The sequence below is a fragment of the Paracoccaceae bacterium Fryx2 genome (genome assembly GCA_032334235.1).
GTDB lineage: Bacteria > Pseudomonadota > Alphaproteobacteria > Rhodobacterales > Rhodobacteraceae > JAVSGI01.
The window spans coordinates 20,444-46,602 of the sequence record JAVSGI010000008.1 but is presented as its reverse complement, the minus strand read 5'-3'; the positions used below and the strand labels follow the sequence as shown (position 1 = coordinate 46,602).

Annotated in this window: 12 protein-coding genes, 3 pseudogenes and 1 riboswitch; of the genes and pseudogenes, 9 read left to right on the top strand and 6 right to left on the bottom strand. The window is 60.2% G+C overall.

What is annotated here, in order from left to right; genetic code table 11:
- Position 1 precedes the first annotated feature (1 nt).
- Positions 2-1,045 carry an IS5 family transposase gene (locus RNZ50_26165; protein ID MDT8858446.1) on the bottom strand — a complete coding sequence of 348 codons (1,044 nt, stop codon included), beginning with the start codon at positions 1,043-1,045 and terminating at the stop codon, positions 2-4.
- Positions 1,046-1,096: 51 nt separating this feature from the next.
- Here RNZ50_26165 and RNZ50_26160 point away from each other — a divergent pair, with 51 nt between their 5' ends.
- Genes RNZ50_26160 through RNZ50_26135 form a run of 6 tightly spaced genes read left to right on the top strand, consistent with a single transcriptional unit; the run spans position 1,097 to position 8,831 of the window.
- Positions 1,097-3,493, top strand: coding sequence for a DNA methyltransferase (locus tag RNZ50_26160; GenBank protein ID MDT8858445.1), 2,397 nt, complete (start codon positions 1,097-1,099; stop codon positions 3,491-3,493).
- The gene (locus RNZ50_26155) at positions 3,490-4,461 is read left to right on the top strand and encodes a hypothetical protein (protein MDT8858444.1); all 972 of its coding nucleotides are present in this window, start codon (positions 3,490-3,492) and stop codon (positions 4,459-4,461) included. The genes RNZ50_26160 and RNZ50_26155 overlap by 4 nt, the downstream gene beginning before the upstream one ends.
- Positions 4,454-6,499 carry a DEAD/DEAH box helicase gene (locus tag RNZ50_26150; GenBank protein MDT8858443.1) on the top strand — a complete coding sequence of 682 codons (2,046 nt, stop codon included), beginning with the start codon at positions 4,454-4,456 and terminating at the stop codon, positions 6,497-6,499. The genes RNZ50_26155 and RNZ50_26150 overlap by 8 nt, the downstream gene beginning before the upstream one ends.
- Entirely contained in the window at positions 6,492-7,685 is a 1,194-nt protein-coding gene (locus RNZ50_26145) for a GIY-YIG nuclease family protein (GenBank protein ID MDT8858442.1), read from the top strand. Before RNZ50_26150 ends, RNZ50_26145 begins: the two co-directional genes overlap by 8 nt.
- 18 nt (positions 7,686-7,703) lie before the next feature.
- Positions 7,704-8,618 (top strand): DUF5655 domain-containing protein, encoded by a 915-nt coding sequence (locus RNZ50_26140; GenBank protein ID MDT8858441.1) that lies wholly within the window; start codon positions 7,704-7,706, stop codon positions 8,616-8,618.
- A complete protein-coding gene (locus RNZ50_26135; GenBank protein ID MDT8858440.1) occupies positions 8,619-8,831 on the top strand; it encodes a hypothetical protein in 213 nt (70 codons plus the stop codon).
- A gap of 173 nt (positions 8,832-9,004) precedes the next feature.
- On the opposite strand, the pseudogene RNZ50_26130 reads toward RNZ50_26135, so the two are convergent.
- The 4 genes and pseudogenes from RNZ50_26130 to RNZ50_26115 all read right to left on the bottom strand — a co-directional run bounded on the left by RNZ50_26130 (position 9,005) and on the right by RNZ50_26115 (position 12,633).
- Positions 9,005-9,934, bottom strand: a pseudogene (locus tag RNZ50_26130) (IS5 family transposase).
- Positions 9,935-10,051: 117 nt separating this feature from the next.
- Positions 10,052-10,813, bottom strand: coding sequence for an IS21-like element helper ATPase IstB (istB, locus tag RNZ50_26125; protein ID MDT8858439.1), 762 nt, complete (start codon positions 10,811-10,813; stop codon positions 10,052-10,054).
- Between the two features lie 12 nt (positions 10,814-10,825).
- Positions 10,826-12,364 carry an IS21 family transposase gene (istA, locus tag RNZ50_26120; GenBank protein ID MDT8858438.1) on the bottom strand — a complete coding sequence of 513 codons (1,539 nt, stop codon included), beginning with the start codon at positions 12,362-12,364 and terminating at the stop codon, positions 10,826-10,828.
- A 137-nt stretch (positions 12,365-12,501) separates the two neighbouring features.
- Positions 12,502-12,633: pseudogene (locus RNZ50_26115) on the bottom strand (IS5/IS1182 family transposase).
- 151 nt (positions 12,634-12,784) lie between these two features.
- Here RNZ50_26115 and RNZ50_26110 point away from each other — a divergent pair.
- On the top strand, positions 12,785-13,438 hold the full coding sequence (locus RNZ50_26110; protein MDT8858437.1) for an HNH endonuclease: 654 nt from the start codon (positions 12,785-12,787) through the stop codon (positions 13,436-13,438).
- Positions 13,439-14,190: 752 nt separating this feature from the next.
- Positions 14,191-14,288, top strand: a riboswitch (TPP riboswitch).
- A gap of 53 nt (positions 14,289-14,341) precedes the next feature.
- Here the strand turns inward: RNZ50_26110 and RNZ50_26105 are convergent.
- Positions 14,342-15,484: an ISAs1 family transposase gene (locus tag RNZ50_26105; protein MDT8858436.1), complete on the bottom strand. Its 1,143-nt coding sequence runs from the start codon at positions 15,482-15,484 to the stop codon at positions 14,342-14,344.
- Between the two features lie 250 nt (positions 15,485-15,734).
- Here RNZ50_26105 and RNZ50_26100 point away from each other — a divergent pair.
- Positions 15,735-17,128: pseudogene (locus RNZ50_26100) on the top strand (IS1380 family transposase).
- A gap of 572 nt (positions 17,129-17,700) precedes the next feature.
- The gene (locus RNZ50_26095) at positions 17,701-26,154 is read left to right on the top strand and encodes a VCBS domain-containing protein (protein MDT8858435.1); all 8,454 of its coding nucleotides are present in this window, start codon (positions 17,701-17,703) and stop codon (positions 26,152-26,154) included.
- Positions 26,155-26,159 lie beyond the last annotated feature (5 nt).

Below are 26,159 nucleotides of genomic sequence, written 5' to 3'. Positions count from 1 at the left end.
TTCAGGCTGGGTGCGGGTTGATGCGACCCAGTTGGCCGAGGCGGCGCATGTTGTAGGCGAGATTCTTCATGCCGACTTTGGCCTTCGCCCGCACCAAGCCGATGGTGCGCACCAGGGTGCCGCCCATGTCGTTGGCCTGCGCGCCGAAGATGTGCTCAACCCGGACCCGCACGGTGGATTTGGTGCGGTTGCTGCCCTTGGCCTGGTCGGTCAGCGGCTTGCCCCGATTGCCCTTGCGGTGGATGTGGCTTTTCAGTTTTAAGGCGCGGAGTTTGGCCTCCATCTCCTCGGACCGATAAGCAGCATCCGCCCACACGCCAGACCCGGTGTTGCCCTGCATCAGCAGATGATCCACTGCCTGGCTGTCATGCACAGCGGCGTCGGTGACGTGGTAGCGCCGGACCAGCTTATGCGTGCGGTCCACATTCACATGGTTCTTGTAGCCGTAGTGGCTCTTGCCGTGCTTTTTCGTCCAACGTGCGTCCACATCCTTTTGCACCCGTTTCGCTGGCTTATCAGCCCAATCCTCGGGGACCTCGCCCTTCTTGATCGTTGCGTTTTCATCGCGCGTGTTGTGATTGCGCGGCACCGGCACGATGGAGGCGTCCAGGATCTGACCGCCGCGCGCAATGTAGCCCCGCCGCGCCAAATGACCGTCAAACAACCCGAACAACTCCTCCACCTTGCCGGCCTGCGCCAGCGCATCGCGATACAGCCACACCGTCTTGGCGTCGGGCACCCGGTCACCAAGGCCCAACCCCAGGAAGCGCATAAAGGAAAGCCGGTCGCGGACCTGATATTCGATCTGATCATCCGACAGGTTGTAAAGCGCGCTCAGAACCAGCGTCTTGAACATCAGCACCGCATCTATCGGCTTGCGCCCCGCGCGGGACTTGCGATCCGCAACAGGCTTGCGCCAGACCCGCTCAAGAGCCGGACGAAACTCCTCCCACGGCACGACGGCATCAATTTCGACCAGCGGATCCCTTTTGGCATCGAGGCTCGCGTAACGGTCCGAAAGATCGAAAAAACCCATCTGCGCCATCGTTGCATCCCCAATGCCAGTTCACTGTCTCACCATACCGAAGTGCGGGGGATGGGGCAATTTATAGAGGTGCCCATAAAGGCAACCGGCCGCCTGAACCGGCTTTATGTCGAGCTGCTGAAAGACAACCCGGACTGGGGTACCGAGGCGCGTCGCCATGACATGAACCACTTCGTGGCGCGGCTGATCTTTTGCTTTTTTGCCGAAGACACCGGCATCTTCCATTCCGAGGGGCTGTTCACCACCACCGTCAGCCAGTTCAGCGACAAGGATTCCGGCAACACGAACTGGGTCATCAGCGAAATCTTTCGCGGCATGAACACAAAGCTGGGCGATCGCGCTGCCTCTGACCTGCGGAACTGGGCCAATGCCTTTCCCTACGTGAACGGCGGGCTCTTTTCCGGCGATGCCGATGTTCCGCGCTTTTCCAAGATTGCGCGCAGCTACCTGTTGCACATCGGCAGCCTCGACTGGACCAAGATCAACCCGGACATCTTCGGGTCGATGATTCAGGCGGTCGCGGATGAGGGGGAGCGATCGGCCCTCGGGATGCACTACACATCCGTGCCGAATATCCTGAAGGTGCTGAACCCGCTGTTCCTCGACGATCTGCGCGCACAGATGGACGAGGCCGCCGACAACCCCCGCAAACTGCTGAACCTGCGCAATCGCATGGCCAAGATCAGGGTGTTTGACCCCGCCTGCGGATCGGGCAACTTCCTTGTCATCGCCTACAAGGAGATGCGGGCGATCGAGGCGGTGATCAACCAGCGCCGGGGCGAGGCGGATCGCAAATCTGACATTCCCAAGACCAACTTTCGCGGGATTGAGCTGCGCGACTTTGCCGCCGAAATTGCCCGCCTGGCGCTGATCATCGCCGAGTTTCAATGCGACGTCACCTATCGCGGCGCTGTGCAGGCGCGGACCGAGTTCCTGCCGCTGAACGCGCAGAACTGGATCACCCAGGGTAACGCCCTGCGGCTGGACTGGCTGTCGATCTGCCCGCCCACGGGCACGGGGGTGCGGTATCACGCCGAGGATCTGTTCCACACGCCACTGGATCAGGCGCAGATTGATTTCGAGAATGAGGGCGGCGAGACGTATATTTGCGGGAACCCGCCGTATGTGGGGGCAACAACCAAGGCACCCAAAGGCGCAAGCATTCAAGAGCGCAAGCGGCTAAAGCAGGAGGATGAGAGCAGAAAATCAGATTTGAAGTCCATCTTTGACGGCCGTGTTTCGACTTGGAAGTCACTCGACTACGTTGCTGGATGGTTTATGAAGGCCGCTGATTACGGGCGGAAAACGGGCACAATCGCTGCATTCGTTTCTACCAACTCGATCTGCCAAGGACAGCAAGTTGCTAGTCTCTGGCCACTTATTTCCCGAGCGTGCAACGATATCTGCTTTGCTCATACGAGTTTCAAATGGGCGAACTTAGCAAAGAATAATGCCGGTGTTACTGTGGTAATAGTTGGATTCACATGTTTGCCGGTTACGAATAGACGACTGTATTCAATTGATCGAGAGGGAAATACTTCAGTCAAGGACGTTGAGGCAATCAACTATTATCTTGCTCCCGCACAGAATGTGATTGTTGAAAAGCGCAGTGCGCCACTTAGCGCACTTTCTCAAATGACTAAGGGAAGCGCGCCAACTGACGGCGGCAACCTTCTACTTGATCGCGAAGAGATTACTGCTCTTAAGTTTCACCCAAAGACCCGTCAGGAAGTCGTTCGCCAGTTTATTGGCTCTGATGACTCCATCAACGGGAAAATCCGATACTGTTTGTGGCTCTCGGAATATGCTGTCAGCCAACTATCTGGAAACGCTGAGATTTCAAGACGATTAGCGGCAACACAGAGTATGAGGCTTGAAAGCGACAAAACGCAGACCAACGCCTTGGCGAAAAGGCCATTCATGTTTGGAGAAATACGTCAAATCGGAACCGAGTTACCATTCGTCATTCCGCGACACACCTCAGAAAATCGCGAATACTTGCCATTTGTAGTAGGCAAGGTTGGCGACATTGTTGGCGATAGTGCCTCGGCCCTTTACGATGCTCCGCTTTGGAATTTGGCGATCTACGCAAGCAGGACTCATCTCGCTTGGATTGCAACAGTGTGCGGAAAGATTAAGACGGACTACCGTTACTCCAACACTCTCGGCTGGAACACCTTCCCCGTCCCCACCCTCACCGAAAAGAACAAATCCGACCTGACCGCCTGCGCCGAAAACATCCTCCTCGCCCGAGAGGCGCATTTTCCAGCCACCATCGCCGACCTCTACGACCCCGAAAAGATGCCAGAAAACCTGCGCGCCGCCCATGACCGCAACGACGAAACGCTTGAGCGCATCTACATCGGCCGTCGCTTCAAGAACGACACCGAACGGCTGGAAAAACTGTTCGAGATGTACACGAAAATGACCAAGAAGGTGACCGCATGATGACTCCCGCCGAAGCGATTGTGGCCTCACCACCCAACGTATGGTTGACAAGCTTCTATGGTTTCAACCCATCAAGTTGGGGTTTTTTGGGTTTTTCGAATAAAGGTCAACGTGACCATTTTGTACGCGAAACCAAGCCTGGGGCGCTGGTTGTGATCTACGGCCACAAGAGCAAAGCACCCAAAGAACAACGGGGGCAGATCATCGGCATCCAGCAGGTCTCACATCGTGTAAACTTTGCCAAAGCATTCATGGACCCGGTTGCTTGGGCAACAAAAGAAGCGGACGCTGAAACTATGGGGAAGTGGGACCTTGCTGTTAAGGCAACTCGGGCATGGCACGTTGCCCCAGAATCCTATGCCTTGATCGATCACTTTGCAGATGAAACTTACACTTCGGGTCGTGCGCAAGTTATTGGTTCGCTCGGGATGCGACTGACGGCGAAAGAATCTCAAAAGCTTTTCGATCTTATTTTGGTGGAAACGTCAGTTTTCGGTGAAATCGAAGTTGATGCCGCATCACCGGTTCAGGGCAGCATATTGTTGCAACCTTCGAAGCCGGGCCCAGTGTCTCAGAATGGCTATTTTACGCGAGAGTCAGAAGGTCCAAAACAGCTTTATATACTTAAGCTCAATGGCGACCGGCGTGTATTTTTGGGGAAACCGACAAACGGGCAGTCAATTATTAAAGTGGGATTTTCAGTGAGTCCTCTGTCACGGCGCGATGGACTGAACGCTGCGTTGCCCGCAGGATTGTTTTCATGGACGGCATTGCACTCCAACGACTTAGAGGGCGAAGGTCCTTATCCTTCGTCCAAACATGCTCTGGCTGGAGAATCTGAGATGAAGCGGCTCCTTGTTGAGCACGGCGATTCACTTGGCGGTGAGTTCTTTCTTGCTAGTCCTTCGGCGATCCAAACGGCTTGGGACTCGGCGAGGAAAGTTTCGAAAGGAATTTCAAATGCGTAAGTCCGTCCCCTCCGTCTCGGTCACCTATGCAAGCACCGGCAAGGACCAAAGCCCGAACGAGTTAGGCATGCGTCCGATGCAGGAACGCGCTTATGACAAGCGCGGCGAGCCCTATCTGCTGATCAAATCGCCGCCCGCCTCTGGCAAATCCCGTGCGCTGATGTTCATCGCCCTCGACAAGCTGCACAATCAGGGCCTGAAGCAGGCAATCATCACGGTGCCCGAACGCTCGATCGGCTCCAGCTTTAACGACGAGCCGCTGACCGAGTTCGGGTTCTGGGCCGACTGGCGGGTGGAGCCGAAATGGAACCTGTGCAACGCGCCGGGATCGGATGGCGGTAAAGCAAATGCTGTCGGCGCCTTCCTTGCCAGTGATGATCGTGTGCTGGTCTGCGCCCACGCCACGTTTCGCAACGCGGTCGAGAAATACGGGATCGAGGCCTTCGATGACCGGCTGATCGCTGTAGATGAATTTCACCACGTCTCTGCCAACCCGGACAACCGGCTCGGCCAGCACCTCGGGGCGCTGATCGCCCGCGACAAGGTGCATGTGGTCGCCATGACGGGATCATATTTCCGCGGTGATGCCGAGGCCGTTCTGGCCCCCCATGACGAGTCGAAATTCGACACCGTCACCTATACCTATTACGAGCAGCTGAACGGGTATAAATATCTGAAATTGCTGGATATCGGGTATTATTTCTACTCCGGCTCCTATGCCGACGATATCCTGAAGGTTCTGGACCCTGACGAGAAGACGATCATCCACATCCCCAACGTGAACTCCCGCGAAAGCACCAAGGACAAGCACCGCGAGGTCGAGCACATCATCGATGCGCTGGGCGACTGGCAGGGCCTTGACCCGGTGACTGGCTTTCAACTGGTGATGCGTCCCGACGGCCGGGTGCTGCGCATCGCCGATCTGGTCGACGACGAAGGGCCCAAGCGGGACAAGGTATCGGCGGGGCTGAAAGACCCAGCGCAGAAGATGAACCGTGATCATGTGGACATCATCATCGCGCTTGGCATGGCAAAAGAGGGGTTTGACTGGATCTGGTGCGAACACGCGCTGACCGTCGGCTATCGCGCCTCTCTAACCGAAATAGTGCAGATCATCGGCCGCGCTACCCGCGATGCCCCGGGCAAGACCCGCGCCCGCTTTACCAACCTGATTGCCGAACCGGATGCATCGTCGGAGACCGTGACAGAGGCGGTGAACGATACGCTGAAGGCCATCGCCGCCAGCCTGCTGATGGAACAGGTGTTGGCGCCGCGTTTCGAGTTCAAACCCAAGGTGGCAACGAACGTCGCCACCGAGGGGTTCGACTATGGGGCCGATGGCTATGATCCGAAAAAGTGCAATGTCGGCTTCAACGAGGAAAGCGGCAAGTTCCAGATCGAGATCAAGGGATTGATTGAGCCGAAAAGCAAGGAGGCCGAGCGCATCTGCCAGCAGGATCTGAACGAAGTGATAACCGCCTTTGTGCAGGACAAGACCACGATCGAGCGCGGGCTGTTCGATGAGGAACTTGTGCCCGAAGAGCTGACCCAAGTGCGTATGGGCAAGATCATCAAGGCGCGCTACCCGGACCTTGACGATCAGGATAGCGAGGCTGTGCGCCAACACGCCGTTGCAGCTCTGAACCTGACGCAGCAGGCGAAGGCCGTTGCTTTGACAGGTGCTGTGACCGAGGCGATCGGCAACACGGCGCTGATCGACGGCGTGCGCAAGTTCGCGATGGACGTGCGCGAGCTGGATATCGACCTGATCGACCGGATCAATCCATTCGGCGAGGCCTATGCCATCCTCGCCAAGACCATGAGTGAAGAAAGCCTGAAACAGGTTGCTTCGGTAATTTCTGCCAAGAAGGTGAACCTCACACCAGATGAAGCCCGCGACCTTGCGAAACGGGCCCTGAAGTTCAAGCAGGATCGAGGACGGCTGCCTTCGATCACATCGCAGGACGCATGGGAAAAGCGGATGGCCGAGGGTGTTGCCTACCTCGCCCGGATGAAAGCGGAGGCTGCCCATGGCTGACTTTAATGATGACGATGACGCACTCCTTGCCGAACTAGGCGTCGAGGTCGTACCAAAGAAGGCATCCAGCCGGACGCCGCGCGAAGAACGGATCATTGCTGGTTTTGAGGAGGTTCAGCGCTTCTTTGATGAGCACGGCCATGCCCCTCGCCATGACGATGCCCTTGATATCTTCGAGCGCCTCTATGCCGTGCGGCTGGATCGTCTGCGCGACCTTGCCGAATGCCGGGAAATCCTTGAGCCGCTCGATCATCAAGGGCTTTTGTCTGGGCAAGCGGCGGATTTATCGGCCGAAACAGATGATCTTGATGATGATGCCCTGCTTGCTGAACTTGGTGTGGAAGTCGCAACTGCCAGCATCACAGAGCTTCGCCACGTGCGGTCAAGTGTCGAAAAGCGCGCGGCCGAGGAGATTGCCAATCGAGACAAGTGCGAGGACTTCGAGACCTTTAAGCCTATCTTTGAACAGGTTCAGAAAGAGCTGAATGCTGGCATACGCACCTCGCGGCCCTTTGAGCTCAAGGCAGAAATTCGGCCTGGCAGTTTCTTTATCGTAAGTGGCCAGAAAGCATATGTCGCCGAAATGGACGACGTGTTCACAAATGCCCAAGGACGCACTGATGCCCGGCTTCGTGTGATTTTCGACAACGGCACCCAAAGCAATATGCTGATGCGCTCGCTTCAACGATCGCTGAACAAGGACGACGCAGGCAGGCGTATCACCGATCCCACGGCAGGGCCCTTGTTTGCTGATCACACCGCGGACGGGGACGAGGCGAGCGGCACCGTTTATGTCCTGCGCAGCAAGTCCGACCATCCCACTGTCGCGGCCAACCGCAAACTGGTGCACAAGATCGGCGTGACCAACATGAGCGTCAAGCAGCGTATTGCAGCGGCAAGATTGCAGCCAACATTTCTGCTCGCCGATGTCGAGGTGGTCGCCACGTATGAGCTTTACAACATCAACCGAACCAAGCTGGAGAAGCTGATCCACCGCATCTTTGACGTTGCCCGCCTCGACATTGAGATCAGTGACCGTTTTGGCAATCCCGTCGTTCCTCGTGAATGGTTTCTAGTGCCTCTGTTCGCGATCGACGAAGCGGTCGAAAAGATCAGGGACGGGACGATTTCTAACTACGTTTATGACCCGCAATCGGCCAAGCTGATCGAAAGACAGGGACAATGAAAGTTCGAGGGCAGCACTTTGAGTGACATCAAGCTTTTCCGCATTGGCGCAGGCACGGTTAGCGAACTGACCGGAACGACGGACACGGTCGAAAAGTCGGTCCAGATATTGTTCGAAACCAATCTCGAACCTTTGCTGGGCGTTCGATTTCTTGCCACCGAATTCACCACCACGCACGGAGGCCGCATCGATACGCTGGGCCTAGATGAAAACGGCTGCCCAGTAATCGTGGAATACAAGCGGGCCTCAAATGAGAACGTGATCAATCAGGGGCCGTTCTACCTCGACTGGCTCATGGATCACCGCAAAGATTTTCAGTGGCTGGTGCTGGAAAAATTGGGCAAGAACGCCGCCGATGCGGTCGACTGGTCCGCCCCGCGGCTGATTTGCATCGCCGGTGATTTCAATCGCTACGATGATCACGCGGTCAAGCAAATCCAGCGCAATATCGAGCTGATCCGGTATCGCCGCTTCGGGGGCGATCTGCTGATGCTTGATCTTGTGGCGGCAATATCTGTGAAAGGGGTGTCGGTTCCGGGAGGGACAGGCAATGGCGCGGTGGCTGTCCCGGGCAAGTACAAGACGATCGGCACCGTCATGACAGAACTGGATGCCGCCATGAACGATAGGTTCGAGGCACTTCGGGCCCACCTGACCGCGCTGGGCGATGATGTGCAGGAAACAACGCTGAGGTTCTACATCGCGTTCAAGCGGATCAAGAATTTTGCCTGTGTGGAGTTTCGCCCGACAACTGGCAAGATTCTGATCTTTCTGAAGGTCGACCCCACAACAGTGTCGATTGAGCATGGCTTCACCCGGGATGTCTCGACAGTAGGCCATTTCGGCACCGGCGATCTGGAAATCACCTTGACCACCGCAGATGATCTGGAACGGGCAAAGCCTCTGATCGAGCGCAGCTACGGGGCTTCCTGAATGGGCATCAACCTCGTCCTCGCCGTGACCGACTGGAATTGGTTCGATATGCTCCGGCAGAAGCGGGATTTGGCAGAGGTCAACTTTTGGGCGCCGTCGGGTGGGAATTTCAAGGCATTGACGCCGGGCGAACTCTTCTTGTTCAAACTGCACTCGCCTCGCAACTTCGTTGTCGGTGGCGGTGTATTCGCATATGGGCACCTCGATTTTTGACTGTTTTCGCGGCAACGGCATAGCAGGTTCTGCCCGAAGCGCGGCAGCGACCTTCAGCTGACCGATTGTTGCCTTGGTTTTTATGATCTGCCGCCCATTTCGCCTCGCGGACCTTCGGTTCAGGGCCGTTTTTAGCGATGCGCGGGGCGATCTGCGTCCTTGGCCGACCGTTTTCAGGCTGGGTGCGGGTTGATGCGACCCAGTTGGCCGAGGCGGCGCATGTTGTAGGCGAGATTCTTCATGCCGACTTTGGCCTTCGCCCGCACCAAGCCGATGGTGCGCACCAGGGTGCCGCCCATGTCGTTGGCCTGCGCGCCGAAGATGTGCTCAACCCGGACCCGCACGGTGGATTTGGTGCGGTTGCTGCCCTTGGCCTGGTCGGTCAGCGGCTTGCCCCGATTGCCCTTGCGGTGGATGTGGCTTTTCAGTTTTAAGGCGCGGAGTTTGGCCTCCATCTCCTCGGACCGATAAGCAGCATCCGCCCACACGCCAGACCCGGTGTTGCCCTGCATCAGCAGATGATCCACTGCCTGGCTGTCATGCACAGCGGCGTCGGTGACGTGGTAGCGCCGGACCAGCTTATGCGTGCGGTCCACATTCACATGGTTCTTGTAGCCGTAGTGGCTCTTGCCGTGCTTTTTCGTCCAACGTGCGTCCACATCCTTTTGCACCCGTTTCGCTGGCTTATCAGCCCAATCCTCGGGGACCTCGCCCTTCTTGATCGTTGCGTTTTCATCGCGCGTGTTGTGATTGCGCGGCACCGGCACGATGGAGGCGTCCAGGATCTGACCGCCGCGCGCAATGTAGCCCCGCCGCGCCAAATGACCGTCAAACAACCCGAACAACTCCTCCACCTTGCCGGCCTGCGCCAGCGCATCGCGATACAGCCACACCGTCTTGGCGTCGGGCACCCGGTCACCAAGGCCCAACCCCAGGAAGCGCATAAAGGAAAGCCGGTCGCGGACCTGATATTCGATCTGATCATCCGACAGGTTGTAAAGCGCGCTCAGAACCAGCGTCTTGAACATCAGCACCGCATCTATCGGCTTGCGCCCCGCGCGGGACTTGCGATCCGCAACAGGCTTGCGCCAGACCCGCTCAAGATGCGGATTTCGCGGAGAATGGGCGCTGATTTCGCGCGATCGTGGGCACGCGTTTCGCGCCATTCTGGGCAGTCATTTCACGGGATCGTGGGCAGGCTGGCCGACGCTTTCATGGAGTCAGGCTTGAACGATTTGGTCAAGCTTTTTTGTGACGGCGGAGCGCCTGCGCAGGCTTTCACCTGAGAGGGTGAGGCGGTGTGCGTTGTGAACGAGGCGGTCGAGGATGGCATCTGCGAGCGTTGGGTCGCCGATGGCTTCGTGCCACTGGTCAACGGGGAGTTGGCTTGTGACGATGGTGGAAGCGCGGCCGTGGCGGTCTTCGAGGATTTCCAGCAGGTCACGGCGCTCCGGGGCGGTGAGGACGGCGAGGCCCCAATCGTCAATGATCAGCACATCCATGCGGGCGATGGTTTTGAGGATGCGTTCATGGCGGCCATCGCCACGGGCCAGAGCAAGGGCCTCGAACATGCGCGGCGCACGTTGATAGAGGACGGGCCGCCCATCCCGGCACGCCTTGTGGCCAAGGGCGCAGGCGATCCAGCTTTTGCCCAAACCGGTCGGCCCGGTTATCAGCAGGTTCTCGTGCCGGGCGATCCAGCCGCCATCGGCAAGATGCGCCATGACACTGCGGTCAAGACCACGTGGGCTGCGCAGGTCCAGATCCTCGACGCTGGCATCTTGGCGCAGAGCCGCAAACTTGAGCCGGGAGGCCAGTTTCTTGGTGTCGCGCTCTGCAGCCTCGCGGTCGACCAGCAGGCCGAGACGCTCTTCGAACGAGAGGGCGTCGAAGGCGGTTGACCTGCGTTGTTCTTCGAGCGCCGATGCAATGCCGGTCAGGCCGAGCGCCAACAGTCGGTCGTGGGTGGGATGGGTCAGCATTTTAGTCCTTTCTCAATGGTAATAGCTGCCGCCACGAATGTTGGCGTGCTGGAGGGGGGCGACCTCTTCGGAGCCTTCCAGGAAGGCGCGATCGAGGCCGGTCTTGAGGATCGAACGAATGGAGGTGACGGTGCGGGCCCGGATGGTCACACCCCGCTGGCAGGCCGCATCAACGCGCTCCGGCCCATAGGTTTTGACCAAGGCCAGCACACCCAGGCAGGTGCGGAACCCCTGTTCAGGATGGGGGCGGTCAGCCATCACCATCTCGCAAAAGGCGGCGACGGCGGGGCCGGTCTTGGTTGCCTGCGCCAGCATTCTGGCCGGGGTCCATTCGGCAAAGCGACGATGGGCCGATGGCATATGGTCGGCCACGGTGACATGGCTGCGCCGCCCCGGGGTGCGCACGTGGCTCGCAACCCTCTGACCACGATGGAATATCTCGACCGTCTGGCCGCTTGTGCGAACATCGACCTCTTGTTTGATCAGCGCGAAGGGCACGGAATACCATGAGCTGTCGACCTCAACGTGATAGTCGGGTGCCACGCGGGCGCGCTTCCAGCGGGCGAAGACATAAGGTTCGGGCGGTAGGGGCTGAAGATTGGGCCGATCCAAAGTGGCAAACAGATCGGCGCGGCTGGCGCCATAGCCGCGCATCACGCGCATGTTCAACTCGTCCAGCAGCCGCCGGATCGCCACGTTCAACTCGGCCAATGAGAAGAACCGGTGGTTCCGCAGCCGCGCCAGAATCCAGCGTTGTGCCACTTGGACAGCCACTTCCACCTTCGCCTTGTCCCGGGGTTTGCGCGGCCGGGCGGGCAGAACGGCGGTGCCATAATGCGCCGCCATCTCGGCATAGGTCCGGTTCAGCCCCGGATCAAACCGGTCTGCCTTGATCACGGCGGACTTCAGATTGTCCGGAACCACCGCCTTTGGCACGCCGCCCAGAAAGGCGAACATCCGGATATGCGCGAGGATCCAATCTTCCAACCCCTCCGATGCCACCGCCTCGGCATAGGTGTGATTCGATGCCCCCATTGCCGCCACGAACAGCTTCATGGCCCGCGCTTCGCCGGTCGTGGGGTCGATCACGTCGATGGTGTCGCCGGCAAAGTCGACGAACACCTTCTCGCCGCCCACATGTGTCTGGCGCATCGTCGGGCGCACCCGACCCTTCCAAGCCTCGTAATGCGTGCAAAACCAAGTATAGGCAAAACCCCCGGGGTGCGCGGCACGGTATTCTTCCCAGAGCAGCATCCGCGTCACCCCAGGGCGGCGCAACTCGCGGTCAATCTCCGCCCAGTCGGGCACAAGCCGCTCCGCGTCCGGCACCGTGGGCGGGGCTGGAAACAAAAGAAGTTCAAGGCTGTCGTCATCGATCCCCTCCGGCAAGGGCCACGTGAGCCCGGCATGACGCGCCCGTTGGGTGTAGCTTCCGACGCTCCCCTTGCTCAGACCGAGGGAAGCGGCAATGGACCGCTCGCTCAGGCCTTGCCCAAGCTTCAATCGCAAAACATCTCGTATCCGGCGCATGTTCAATCGTCCTGTCGGCATCAAGCCACCCCTTCATTCCTGAAGGCGCAACTATCCTCAATTTGCCGACCAGACCTGCCCGCGATCCCGCGAAATCAGTGCCCAGCTTCACGCGAAATGACTGCCCATGATCCCGTGAAATCGATGCCCACCATCAAGCGAAACACGCACTCAAGAGCCGGACGAAACTCCTCCCACGGCACGACGGCATCAATTTCGACCAGCGGATCCCTTTTGGCATCGAGGCTCGCGTAACGGTCCGAAAGATCGAAAAAACCCATCTGCGCCATCGTTGCATCCCCAATGCCAGTTCACTGTCTCACCATACCGAAGTGCGGGGGATGGGGCAATTTATAGAGGTGCCCATATGCCAACGTGCTCCCTTGTTCCCTTGCATGGTCGGCGTTTGGCGAGGCGAACGGCGCCCAATCCTCGCAGGAGATGCGTGCCAGGATCGCCCACTACAAGCGCGCTGACCCAAATGATCGGAGCGACTTTCCTATCGGTTGCCGCATCCTGACCCAGCCGTTCTTTTTCGAAGAGGCTGACTGGATGCCCATTCCGGCCAGTTGGTCGCCGAACATCGTTTCATTCAAGACCTACAACACCGATGCCCCCGATGGGCTTAGTATGTGGCATGCGGTCGACGAACGGCTTTCCAGTGCCAGCATGCCAGGCATGGCTGAGCCCGCAGTGCGGTATGGTGAGCCTCACTTGGTCCGTCCAAGGCTGGGGCAGGGCGCATTCAGGGTGCTTGTGACCGATATCTATCATCGGCGCTGTGCGATCACGAAAGAGAAGACTTTGCCAGCCCTAGAAGCCGCCCACATCCGCCCCTACGCCGATGGTGGTGTGCATGAGGCCCGCAACGGATTGCTTTTGCGCCGAGACATTCACAGCCTTTTCGACGCGGGGTATGTAACGGTCACTCCGGAGCTTCGTTTTGAAGTCAGCGGGCGAATTCGGGAGGAGTTCGACAATGGCATCCACTACTATGCTCTGCACGGTCAAACGATCGATTTGCCTGAAGTCCTGAACCACCGTCCCGATCCGGCGGCTCTTTCTTGGCACAACGAGTATCGCTTCAACGGGTAGTCGATCGGCTTTGCCAACGCATGCAAGTGACAGCGATTTTTCTGGGTCAACAATAGGTCAACCTGTTTAACTACTTCGTTCCCCGTTTGGACCCGTCCGCTGCGGTTGGCTGCGGCAAAGCGCGGTTGGAAATCGTTTTGAGATCAAACTCTTATCTCGTAACGTACTGAAGTCAAACGAGAACGCAACTCCCGGGAGATTCGGCTCATAACCTGAAGGTCGTAGGTTCAAATCCTACTCCCGCAACCAAATTATACAAATAAAACAGTAACTTAAAAGTTGACTGTTTTACTTGTGTATAAGTCGTCCGCATTTTGGTCAACACCTGGTCAACATTTGACGAGTCCCCCTCCCTGAAACGCGCGGGGGGCGTGTAGCAGAGAAGCAGTTCGTTGCCATTCAGCGGCAGTCGAGCACGATGCCTCAGTGTTTTTTGAGGGGGAAGGTACGATTTCCCTGTGGCGGCGATTGGCGGAGGGGACGGGACTGACATCCACCCCATCTCTGGCTGGTAAGTTACTGATATTATTTCCTATTTATTTTGGCGCAGAATATTGCGGTTTATTCCCCCTCAAACTTGGCAATGACGCTGGTTGCAGTGGAGTTCCCCTCAATCAATATAGAAATTGGCGCTATCAGCTTGGCACAGGCAATAGCCGTCAAGGGATATCTGCATCGACCCCATCTCTATCGTCCAACATGTCGCCTCCTTCCAATCGGTTTGACCCGCCGCGCCTTGGGAACTATAGAAAGATCATCCGTTGGGGTGCCGTAATGGCTGAGAGACAAAAGCCGACCCATCGAACCTGATCCGGGTCATGCCGGCGGAGGGAACGGAGCAAAGCTGTGGCAATCGCAGCCTTTCACCACCGTGTCCCCACGCCAGGGGAATCGGGTGAAGGATTATGCTTTGATGAGGTTGGCGAGATAGTCATTGTCCCAGGCGGCGGTTTTGAGTCGCAGTCGGATTGAATCCCGGCCCGGGATTTTGCGTGCGAGGTTGGCGGCCATGTATTTGATTGTGAAGAAGTTCTCGGGGGCCTGATCGGTTCGGACGCGGCTTTCGTCATCCTTGAAGGCCATGTCGAGAACCCAGTGCAGGCTGTTCTCAATGGCCCAATGGTCGCGCACCATGGGTGCGAGTTCGGTGGCGTTCAGCGGCGATGATGTGAGGTAAAGCCGGGTCTCGCACTCGGATTTGGCGCCGATTTCGCGGGTGCTGTCGATCACGATCACGGCTTTCAAGCCAGGCCAGTCATGGCGGTCCTGCAGCCATCCGACATCGTGTATCAGGGTTGCGTGCCGTGTTTCGATCCGGCCATGATCGGCGTCAATCGTCTGGCAGGTGCTGATTTTCGCTTGGGCGAAGTTGACAGATTTCTGTTCTTTTACAAACAGTTCGATGTCACTGTGCAAGCTGACCTGGTTCCCCTTCAGCGCCAGAATGTAATCGGCCCCCTTGTCGATGATCTTGCGCGCGATCTCGCGTTGACAGCCCATGGCATCGATCGTGACCACGGCCCCCTTGATCGATAGCAGGTCCAGAAGTGCCGGGATGGCGGTGATCTCGTTTGACTTGGCATCGGTTTTCACCTGAGCCAGAACCAACCGTTCGCGGGCGGCAAAGGCCGAGACCGTGTGCAGCGCATCCCTGGCCCCCTTCCTGCCGCTGCGCCGTGACGTCTTGCCATGAATGGCAATCACCCTGGCAGGGGTTCCGGTCAGGCCCGCCACCCAAGCCACGAAACAGCGCCGGAACGCCTGAGCGTCAAGTGCCGCAAAAAGATCACCCAGGTGGTCATGCGACGGCGTACCGTTGTGGAAGGGCCGAAAGCGGCGCAAAAGCTCAAGCTTCTTCTCGCCAAAGCGCGCGATGTCGGTGAAACCTTCCGCCCCGGCCAACACCGCCATCAGCGCAAGAAGCAGAACCTCATCCAAAGGGTAAGCCACCTTCCCCGCCTGCCGGTGATCCGGCATCTCGTTGAAATAACCAAGAAAAACCGTCGCCTCAACCGCAGCAGCCAAAGCCGCCCCCGAATTCTCCATCGCAACCCTCCATGCCAAGCAATATGGAAAGTCACTGATTCACCACTTCAGACGTTTGTCACCCCCTACTTCACCCGATTGCCCTGACTACAGGGCGAAAAACGCTTGATCTGTCGGCAAAATTCGGCAATCTCTCCATCAAGCGTCATGCCACTTCCCGCATTTCCCAAGTAACTTGATGTTTTCACACATCAGATTGCCAGTAACGTGTTATATTTCAGCATGTTAATCGGGCTGAAGGTGGCGGATTATGGATCACCCAGAGGGTGCACGCGAAACGGGTGATGGGCGACTTGGTTTTGACCGCCGGGTGCGGCTGGAATTTCGTGGCACGCAGCTCAGTTCCGACGGCGGTCTTCTAGTGATGCGCGAGTTGGATGACGCGCTTGGGCTGTCGGACCTCGCGTCCGATGTCTTGCGCGACAGCCGCACCGGCAAGAACACCGTCCACCGGCTTGACGGGCTGTTCCGGCAATCGGTCTATGGACGGTTGGCGGGGTATGAAGATGTCAACGACGCCGACCGCCTGTCCCTCGATCCGGTCATGCGCCAAGTCGTAGGTGGGCGTGCAGTGGATGCGCAGGCTGCCTCGGCCTCGCAAATGGGGCGGTTCGAGACTGAGACGCTGGCCCTGCCCACGAACCGGGCGGCGCTGGCAGACCTGAACGGCCAATGGATCGACCGCTTCCACGACCGCAACGGGCTGAAGTATATCGTGCTGGACATGGACAGTTCTGTCAGCCCCACCCATGGCGACCAGGAGGGCTCGGCCTGGAACGGGCATTTTGACTGCACCTGCTATCACCCGAACTTCTTGTTTAACCAGTTCGGCATGTTGGAACGCTGCGCCCTGCGCAATGGCAACGTCCACAGTGCTGACAGCTGGCAGGATGTGCTCGATCCTGTCATCGCCCGATATGCCATGCGCGACCTCATGCGCTTCTTCCGTGCCGACGCCGCCTATGCGATCCCCGCGATCTACGCGCGGCTGGAAGAGACGGGCTATTTATACACCATCCGGTTGCCCTCCAATGCAGTGCTCAAGGAGAAGATCGCGCATCGACTGACCCGGCCTGTGGGGCGTCCGTCGCTGACCAAGGTCAAGCGCATCTACGAGGACATCGAGTATCAGGCGCAAAGCTGGGATAAGCCACGCCGGGTGATCGCCAAGATCGAATGGCATCCGGGCGAGCTGTTCCCAAAAGTCGGCTTCATCGTCACCAATATGCCGATGGATCCGGACTGGGTGGTGAGCTTCTACAACCAGCGTGGCACCGCCGAGCAGCACCTTCTCGGGACATTGCTGCGCAATACCCTGCCAGGCAATGCATCAAGGAAGGCAAATACGCCTTCCGCTGGACGCGGCTGTCATGCAAGCGGTTTCGTGACAATGAGGTCCGGCTGCAACTGCACGCGCTGGCCTACAACCTGGCAACGTTCCTGCGCTGCATCGAGCTCCCAGAGGCCATGGCCAACTGGTCGCTGACCAGCCTGCAACTGAAGCTGATCAAGATGGGTGCCCGCGTCGTGCGTCACGCCCGCGCCATCACCTTCCAGCTGGCCGAAGTCGCGGTCACCGGCCGGATGGTCAGGGCCATCCTCACTGTGATCCACCGCCTTCGAGCACCTCCGTCATGTGCGTGACAGCGATCCTGACAGAAACTGAACGAAAGCGGCAGGACAGTTCTGTCCACCGCGCTGAAGAACGGCGATGCTGGGCCAGAATGATGCGAGTTTGCGGCCCGACCTGCCCGCATTCGAACGTTCTCGCGCACGCAAACGCCGCTCAGGGCCCAAAACGCTTGATCTGTCGGCAAAATTAGGCGATTTTGCCATCAAGCGGCTGGCCACTTGGGGAATGTCGGTATTTATAGTCTAAGGAAAGAAAAACCATGAAGGCATTTAAGGTTAACGAGGCTGCTGGCGGCCATCACTCGCAGCGCGACCCAAAAGTTGCAGCTTCTTCTGATACCCGCGACAAGCGCTCTGTCTTGACACCTGATAGGACGCGTCCGATTCTTGGCGCGATTGCAGTGTCGTTGATTGCCGCTGGTGTGGCCGAGGCGCAAACGGTCCCCGACGGATACGTTGTGCTCACGTCTGATATGGGGGTCGTATCCGTCCGCGTAACAGACAGTGGCACGCTGGAAGTGACGATGTCGGACGGATCCGTGCATGCCTATGGGGCTGGTTCTTATACCATCACAGAAGGGGGTGTGATCGCCGTCACTGACAGCGTTGCAGCCGAGATCGCCGCTCTGGCCGAAAGTCTGTCTGGTGTGGGCGTTTTGGCCGGCGCGGTTGCGGGTCTTGTCGGTGTCGCAGCAGCTGGTGGTGGTAGTGAAGCAGAAGCGATTAATGTCCCTGCGGTGATCGCGGGTGTTTCAACCGGAGCTGTGACCGAGGATGATGCGACCTCTTTGACCACCACCGGAACCCTGACGGTGACGGATGCCGATACGGGCCAAGCGGTGTTTGCAGCACAGGAGTCGACTGCGGGCTCAAACGGGCATGGCACGTTCACGCTGGGCACGGACGGGGCCTGGAGCTATGCGGCGGACAACACGCAGGCCGCGATCCAGGCGCTTGGCACGGGCGCCACGCTGACCGACAGCTTTACGGCGGTGACGGCGGACGGAACCACACGGGTCGTGACGGTGACGATCACGGGCGTGAATGATGGCGCGGTGATCGCGGGTGTTTCAACCGGCGCTGTGACCGAGGATACCTTGGCCTCTCTGACCACCTCCGGAACCCTGACTGTGACGGATGCCGATACGGGCCAAGCGGTGTTTGCAGCACAGGAGTCGACTGCGGGCTCAAACGGGCATGGCACGTTCACGCTGGGCACGGACGGGGCCTGGAGCTATGCGGCGGACAACACGCAGGCCGCGATCCAGGCGCTTGGCACGGGCGCCACGCTGACCGACAGCTTTACGGCGGTGACGGCGGACGGAACCACACGGGTCGTGACGGTGACGATCACGGGCGTGAATGATGGCGCGGTGATCGCGGGTGTTTCAACCGGCGCTGTGACCGAGGATACCTTGGCCTCTCTGACCACCTCCGGAACCCTGACTGTGACGGATGCCGATACGGGCCAAGCGGTGTTTGCAGCACAGGAGTCGACTACGGGCTCAAACGGGCATGGCGCGTTCACGCTGGGCACGGACGGGGTCTGGACCTATGCGGCAGATAACACGCAAGCCGCGATCCAGGCGCTTGGCACGGGTGCCACGCTGACTGACGCCTTTACGGCGGTGACGGCGGACGGGACCACGCAGGTGGTTACTGTCACGATTACGGGCGTGAATGACGGTGCGGTGATCGCGGGTGTTTCAACCGGCGCTGTGACCGAGGATACCTTGGCCTCTCTGACCACCTCCGGAACCCTGACTGTGACGGATGCCGATACGGGCCAAGCGGTGTTTGCAGCACAGGAGTCGACTGCGGGCTCAAACGGGCATGGCACGTTCACGCTGGGCACGGACGGGGCCTGGAGCTATGCGGCGGACAACACGCAGGCCGCGATCCAGGCGCTTGGCACGGGCGCCACGCTGACCGACAGCTTTACGGCGGTGACGGCGGACGGAACCACACGGGTCGTGACGGTGACGATCACGGGCGTGAATGATGGCGCGGTGATCGCGGGTGTTTCAACCGGCGCTGTGACCGAGGATACCTTGGCCTCTCTGACCACCTCCGGAACCCTGACGGTGACGGATGCCGATACGGGCCAAGCGGTGTTTGCAGCACAGGAGTCGACTGCGGGCTCAAACGGGCATGGCACGTTCACGCTGGGCACGGACGGGGCCTGGAGCTATGCGGCAGATAACACGCAAGCCGCGATCCAGGCGCTTGGCACGGGCGCCACGCTGACCGACAGCTTTACGGCGGTGACGGCGGACGGAACCACACGGGTCGTGACGGTGACGATCACGGGCGTGAATGATGGCGCGGTGATCGCGGGTGTTTCAACCGGCGCTGTGACCGAGGATACCTTGGCCTCTCTGACCACCTCCGGAACCCTGACTGTGACGGATGCCGATACGGGCCAAGCGGTGTTTGCAGCACAGGAGTCGACTGCGGGCTCAAACGGGCATGGCACGTTCACGCTGGGCACGGACGGGGCCTGGAGCTATGCGGCGGACAACACGCAGGCCGCGATCCAGGCGCTTGGCACGGGCGCCACGCTGACCGACAGCTTTACGGCGGTGACGGCGGACGGAACCACACGGGTCGTGACGGTGACGATCACGGGCGTGAATGATGGCGCGGTGATCGCGGGTGTTTCAACCGGCGCTGTGACCGAGGATACCTTGGCCTCTCTGACCACCTCCGGAACCCTGACTGTGACGGATGCCGATACGGGCCAAGCGGTGTTTGCAGCACAGGCGTCGACCGCTGGCTCGAACAGCTATGGCACGTTCACGCTGGGCACGGACGGGGCCTGGAGCTATGCGGCGGACAACACGCAGGCCGCGATCCAGGCGCTTGGCACGGGCGCCACGCTGACCGACAGCTTTACGGCGGTGACGGCGGACGGAACCACACAGGTCGTGACGGTGACGATCACGGGCGTGAATGATGGCGCGGTGATCGCGGGTGTTTCAACCGGCGCTGTGACCGAGGATACCTTGGCCTCTCTGACCACCTCCGGAACCCTGACTGTGACGGATGCCGATACGGGCCAAGCGGTGTTTGCAGCACAGGAGTCGACTGCGGGCTCAAACGGGCATGGCACGTTCACGCTGGGCACGGACGGGGCCTGGAGCTATGCGGCGGACAACACGCAGGCCGCGATCCAGGCGCTTGGCACGGGCGCCACGCTGACCGACAGCTTTACGGCGGTGACGGCGGACGGAACCACACGGGTCGTGACGGTGACGATCACGGGCGTGAATGATGGCGCGGTGATCGCGGGTGTTTCAACCGGCGCTGTGACCGAGGATACCTTGGCCTCTCTGACCACCTCCGGAACCCTGACTGTGACGGATGCCGATACGGGCCAAGCGGTGTTTGCAGCACAGGAGTCGACTGCGGGCTCAAACGGGCATGGCACGTTCACGCTGGGCACGGACGGGGCCTGGAGCTATGCGGCGGACAACACGCAGGCCGCGATCCAGGCGCTTGGCACGGGCGCCACGCTGACCGACAGCTTTACGGCGGTGACGGCGGACGGAACCACACGGGTCGTGACGGTGACGATCACGGGCGTGAATGATGGCGCGGTGATCGCGGGTGTTTCAACCGGCGCTGTGACCGAGGATACCTTGGCCTCTCTGACCACCTCCGGAACCCTGACTGTGACGGATGCCGATACGGGCCAAGCGGTGTTTGCAGCACAGGCGTCGACCGCTGGCTCGAACAGCTATGGCACGTTCACGCTGGGCACGGACGGGGCCTGGAGCTATGCGGCGGACAACACGCAGGCCGCGATCCAGGCGCTTGGCACGGGCGCCACGCTGACCGACAGCTTTACGGCGGTGACGGCGGACGGAACCACACAGGTCGTGACGGTGACGATCACGGGCGTGAATGATGGCGCGGTGATCGCGGGTGTTTCAACCGGCGCTGTGACCGAGGATACCTTGGCCTCTCTGACCACCTCCGGAACCCTGACTGTGACGGATGCCGATACGGGCCAAGCGGTGTTTGCAGCACAGGAGTCGACTGCGGGCTCAAACGGGCATGGCACGTTCACGCTGGGCACGGACGGGGCCTGGAGCTATGCGGCGGACAACACGCAGGCCGCGATCCAGGCGCTTGGCACGGGCGCCACGCTGACCGACAGCTTTACGGCGGTGACGGCGGACGGAACCACACGGGTCGTGACGGTGACGATCACGGGCGTGAATGATGGCGCGGTGATCGCGGGTGTTTCAACCGGCGCTGTGACCGAGGATACCTTGGCCTCTCTGACCACCTCCGGAACCCTGACTGTGACGGATGCCGATACGGGCCAAGCGGTGTTTGCAGCACAGGAGTCGACTACGGGCTCAAACGGGCATGGCGCGTTCACGCTGGGCACGGACGGGGTCTGGACCTATGCGGCAGATAACACGCAAGCCGCGATCCAGGCGCTTGGCACGGGCGCCACGCTGACCGACAGCTTTACGGCGGTGACGGCGGACGGAACCACACGGGTCGTGACGGTGACGATCACGGGCGTGAATGATGGCGCGGTGATCGCGGGTGTTTCAACCGGCGCTGTGACCGAGGATACCTTGGCCTCTCTGACCACCTCCGGAACCCTGACGGTGACGGATGCCGATACGGGCCAAGCGGTGTTTGCAGCACAGGCGTCGACCGCTGGCTCGAACAGCTATGGCACGTTCACGCTGGGCACGGACGGGGTCTGGACCTATGCGGCAGATAACACGCAAGCCGCGATCCAGGCGCTTGGCACGGGTGCCACGCTGACTGACGCCTTTACGGCGGTGACGGCGGACGGGACCACGCAGGTGGTTACTGTCACGATTACGGGCGTGAATGACGGTGCGGTGATCGCGGGTGTTTCAACCGGAGCTGTGACCGAGGATGATGCGACCTCTCTGACCACCACCGGAACCCTGACGGTGACGGATGCCGATACGGGCCAAGCGGTGTTTGCAGCACAGGCGTCGACCGCTGGCTCGAACAGCTATGGCACGTTCACGCTGGGCACGGACGGGGTCTGGACCTATGCGGCCGATAACACGCAGGCCGCGATCCAGGCGCTCAGCCTGGGCGCCACGCTGACCGACAGCTTTACGGCGGTGACGGCAGACGGAACCACACAGATCGTCACAGTCACGATTACGGGCGTGAATGAACCCATTGAGCCCGTCGAACTATCCGCCATCGCGGCGGGCACCGGCGGCTTTGTGATCAACGGCGCATCGGCGCATGACTCCTCGGGCCGGTCGGTGAGTTCTGCGGGCGATGTGAACGGCGACGGGTTTGACGATTTGATCGTCGGGGCCTACGGCGACGACCCGAATGGCAGCAACTCCGGCGCGAGCTTTGTGGTGTTTGGCAAGACGGACGGCACGGCGGTGCAGCTGTCGGCGATTGCGGCTGGCACTGGCGGCTTTGTGATCAACGGCGTGTCGGCGGGTGACCAGTCGGGTAGTTCGGTGAGTTCTGCGGGCGATGTGAACGGCGACGGGTTCGACGATCTGATCGTCGGGGCCTGGTTGGACGACCCGAATGGCAACAGCGACTCCGGCGCGAGCTTTGTGGTGTTTGGCAAGACGGACGGCACGGCGGTGGAGCTGTCGGCGATCGAGGCGGGCACCGGCGGCTTTGTGATTAACGGCGTGTCAGAGTATGACCAATCGGGCCGGTCGGTGAGTTCTGCGGGCGATGTGAACGGCGACGGGTTCGACGATCTGATCGTCGGGGCCCGGGGCGACGACCCGAATGGCGACGGCTCCGGCGCGAGCTTTGTGGTGTTTGGCAAGACGGACGGCACGGCGGTGGAGCTGTCGGCGATTGCGGCGGGCACCGGCGGCTTTGTGATCAACGGCGCATCGGCGCATGACTCCTCGGGCCGGTCGGTGAGTTCTGCGGGCGATGTGAACGGCGACGGGTTTGACGATCTGATCGTCGGGGCCTGGGCCGACGACCCGAATGGCGACAGATCTGGCGCGAGCTTTGTGGTGTTTGGCAAGACGGACGGCACGGCGGTGCAGCTATCGGCGATTGAGGCGGGCACCGGCGGTTTTGTGATCAACGGCGTGTCGGCGGATGACTACTCGGGCTTTTCGGTGAGTTCTGCGGGCGATGTGAACGGCGATGGGTTCGACGATCTGATCGTCGGGGCCTGGGCCGACGACCCGAATGGCAGCTACTCTGGCGCGAGCTTTGTGGTGTTTGGCAAGACGGACGGCACGGCGGTGCAGCTATCGGCGATTGAGGCGGGCACCGGCGGTTTTGTGATCAACGGCGTGTCGGCGGATGACTACTCGGGCTTTTCGGTGAGTTCTGCGGGCGATGTGAACGGCGATGGGTTCGACGATCTGATCGTCGGGGCCTACCGCGACAACCCGAATGGCAGCTACTCCGGCGCGAGCTTTGTGGTGTTTGGCAAGACCGACGGCACGGCGGTGGAGCTGTCGGCGATCGAGGCGGGCACCGGCGGCTTCGTGATCAACGGCGTGTCAGAGTATGACCAATCGGGCTGGTCGGTGAGTTCTGCGGGCGATGTAAACGGCGACGGGTTCGACGATCTGATCGTCGGGGCCCCGGGCGATGACCCAAATTTAAGCAACTCCGGCGCGAGCTTTGTGGTGTTTGGCGGAAACTTCAGCGGCGCTGCAACGCAAGTGGGCACGGTGGGTAATGATACGCTGACCGGCACGGCTGCAAACGATGTGCTGATTGGCGGCACCGGCAACGACACGCTTGACGGCGGCGGCGGCGCGGATGTGCTGCGCGGCGGCGCGGGCGATGATGTTCTCTCGGTTGGCGATCTTGCGTTTGCGCGGATCGACGGCGGCGCGGGTACCGACACGTTCCGGTTAAGCGGCGCCAGTCTGGCGCTGGATCTGACCGTGCTCGACAATACTTCGTTGAGCGGGATCGAAGTGATCGACCTGGCGGCGGGCGGAAACGCGCTGACGCTATCGGCGCTCGAGCTTTTGCGGCTGTCGGATACGTCGAACACCCTGCGGGTGCTGGGCGGGGGCAGCGACACGCTGACGCTGGCAGATACCGGCTGGGTTTATGCGGGCACGCTTACCGACACCGGTAGTTTCACGGTCTACACCAACGGCAATGCCCGGCTAGAGCTGCAGGACGGGGTTGTGGGGATTGGTCTGCCGGCGGCGCCGTTGCCAGCCGTCGAACTCTCCGCCATCGCGGCGGGCACCGGCGGCTTCGTGATCAACGGCGTGTCGGCGGGTGACGAGTCGGGCTTTTCGGTGAGTTCTGCGGGCGATGTGAACGGCGATGGGTTTGACGATCTGATCGTTGGGGCCCCGTTCGACGACCCGAATGGCGACAGATCCGGCGCGAGCTTTGTGGTGTTTGGCAAGACGAACGGCACGGCGGTGCAGCTATCGGACGTTGAGGCGGGCACCGGCGGCTTTGTGATCAACGGCGTGTCGGCGAATGACAACTCAGGCTTTTCGGTGAGTTCTGCGGGCGATGTGAACGGCGACGGGTTTGACGACCTGATCGTCGGGGCCTTAGGCGACGACCCGAATGGCGTCTCCTCCGGCGCGAGCTTTGTGGTGTTTGGCAAGACGGACGGCACGGCGGTGGAACTGTCAGCCATCGAGGCGGGCACCGGCGGCTTTGTGATCAACGGCGTGTCGGCGCTTGACCAGTCGGGCTGGTCGGTGAGTTCTGCGGGCGATGTAAACGGCGACGGGTTTGATGACCTGATCGTCGGGGCCAGGGGCGACGACCCAAATGGCAACGAATCTGGCGCGAGCTTTGTGGTGTTTGGCAAGACGGACGGCACGGCGGTGGAGCTGTCGGCGATTGAGGCGGGCACCGGCGGCTTTGTGATCAACGGCGTGTCGGCGAGTGACCGCTCGGGCTATTCGGTGAGTTCTGCGGGCGATGTGAACGGCGATGGGTTTGACGATCTGATCGTTGGGGCCAATGGCGACGACCCGAATGGCGTCTCCTCCGGCGCGAGCTTTGTGGTGTTTGGCAAGACGGACGGCACGGCGGTGGAGCTGTCGGCGATTGCGGCGGGCACCGGCGGCTTCGTGATCAACGGCATGTCGGCGTATGACCAATCGGGCATTTCGGTGAGTTCTGCGGGCGATGTGAACGGCGACGGGTTTGACGATCTGATCGTTGGGGCCCCGTACGACGACCCGAATGGCGACTACTCCGGCGCGAGCTTTGTGGTGTTTGGCAAGACGGACAGCACGGCGGTGGAGCTGTCAGCGATTGAGGCGGGCACCGGCGGCTTTGTGATCAACGGCGTGTCGGATGGTGACTACTCGGGCTATTCGGTCAGTTCTGCGGGCGATGTGAACGGCGATGGATTTGATGACCTAATCGTCGGGGCCAAGTACGACGACCCGAATGGCGACTACTCCGGCGCGAGCTTTGTGGTGTTTGGCAAGACGGACAGCACGGCGGTGGAGCTGTCGGCGATTGAGGCGGGCACCGGCGGCTTTGTGATCAACGGCGTGTCGGCGGATGACTTCTCGGGCAATTCGGTGAGTTCTGCGGGCGATGTGAACGGCGACGGGTTTGATGACCTGATCGTTGGGGCCCCGTTCGACGCCCCGAATGGCGCCAACTCCGGCGCGAGCTTTGTAGTGTTTGGCGGTGATTTCAGCGGCGCGGCAACGCAGGTGGGCACGGTGGGTAATGATACGCTGACCGGCACGGCTGCAAACGATGTGATCTTCGCCGGAACCGGCGCGGACACGCTGGACGGCGGCGGTGGGACCGACCGCTTGTCTGGCGGGGCCGGTGCGGATATCTTTGTGGCCCGCAACCTTGACGGCACCACTACGGTGATCGATTTCGACGGAGGGGAAGGCGATCGGCTGGATATCACAGCGTTTGGCATAGCAAACTTTGCGACGTTCCAGGCGCTGCTGTCAGCCGAAGGTCCAGGCGGACATGACACCCGGATCACCTTTGATGTGAATACGGTAATGATCCTCGAGGACATCCGGCTTGAAGATCTCGTCGCTGCGCATGTGATGCTCTGATACGT

Coding starts and splice junctions, on each gene's coding strand:
- RNZ50_26165 (MDT8858446.1), bottom strand. CDS start 1,045: ATGGCGCAGATGGGTTTTTTCGATCTTTCGGACCGTTACGCGAGCCTC.
- RNZ50_26160 (MDT8858445.1), top strand. CDS start 1,097: ATGGGGCAATTTATAGAGGTGCCCATAAAGGCAACCGGCCGCCTGAAC.
- RNZ50_26155 (MDT8858444.1), top strand. CDS start 3,490: ATGATGACTCCCGCCGAAGCGATTGTGGCCTCACCACCCAACGTATGG.
- RNZ50_26150 (MDT8858443.1), top strand. CDS start 4,454: ATGCGTAAGTCCGTCCCCTCCGTCTCGGTCACCTATGCAAGCACCGGC.
- RNZ50_26145 (MDT8858442.1), top strand. CDS start 6,492: ATGGCTGACTTTAATGATGACGATGACGCACTCCTTGCCGAACTAGGC.
- RNZ50_26135 (MDT8858440.1), top strand. CDS start 8,619: ATGGGCATCAACCTCGTCCTCGCCGTGACCGACTGGAATTGGTTCGAT.
- istB (MDT8858439.1), bottom strand. CDS start 10,813: ATGCTGACCCATCCCACCCACGACCGACTGTTGGCGCTCGGCCTGACC.
- istA (MDT8858438.1), bottom strand. CDS start 12,364: ATGCCGACAGGACGATTGAACATGCGCCGGATACGAGATGTTTTGCGA.
- RNZ50_26110 (MDT8858437.1), top strand. CDS start 12,785: ATGCGTGCCAGGATCGCCCACTACAAGCGCGCTGACCCAAATGATCGG.
- RNZ50_26105 (MDT8858436.1), bottom strand. CDS start 15,484: ATGGAGAATTCGGGGGCGGCTTTGGCTGCTGCGGTTGAGGCGACGGTT.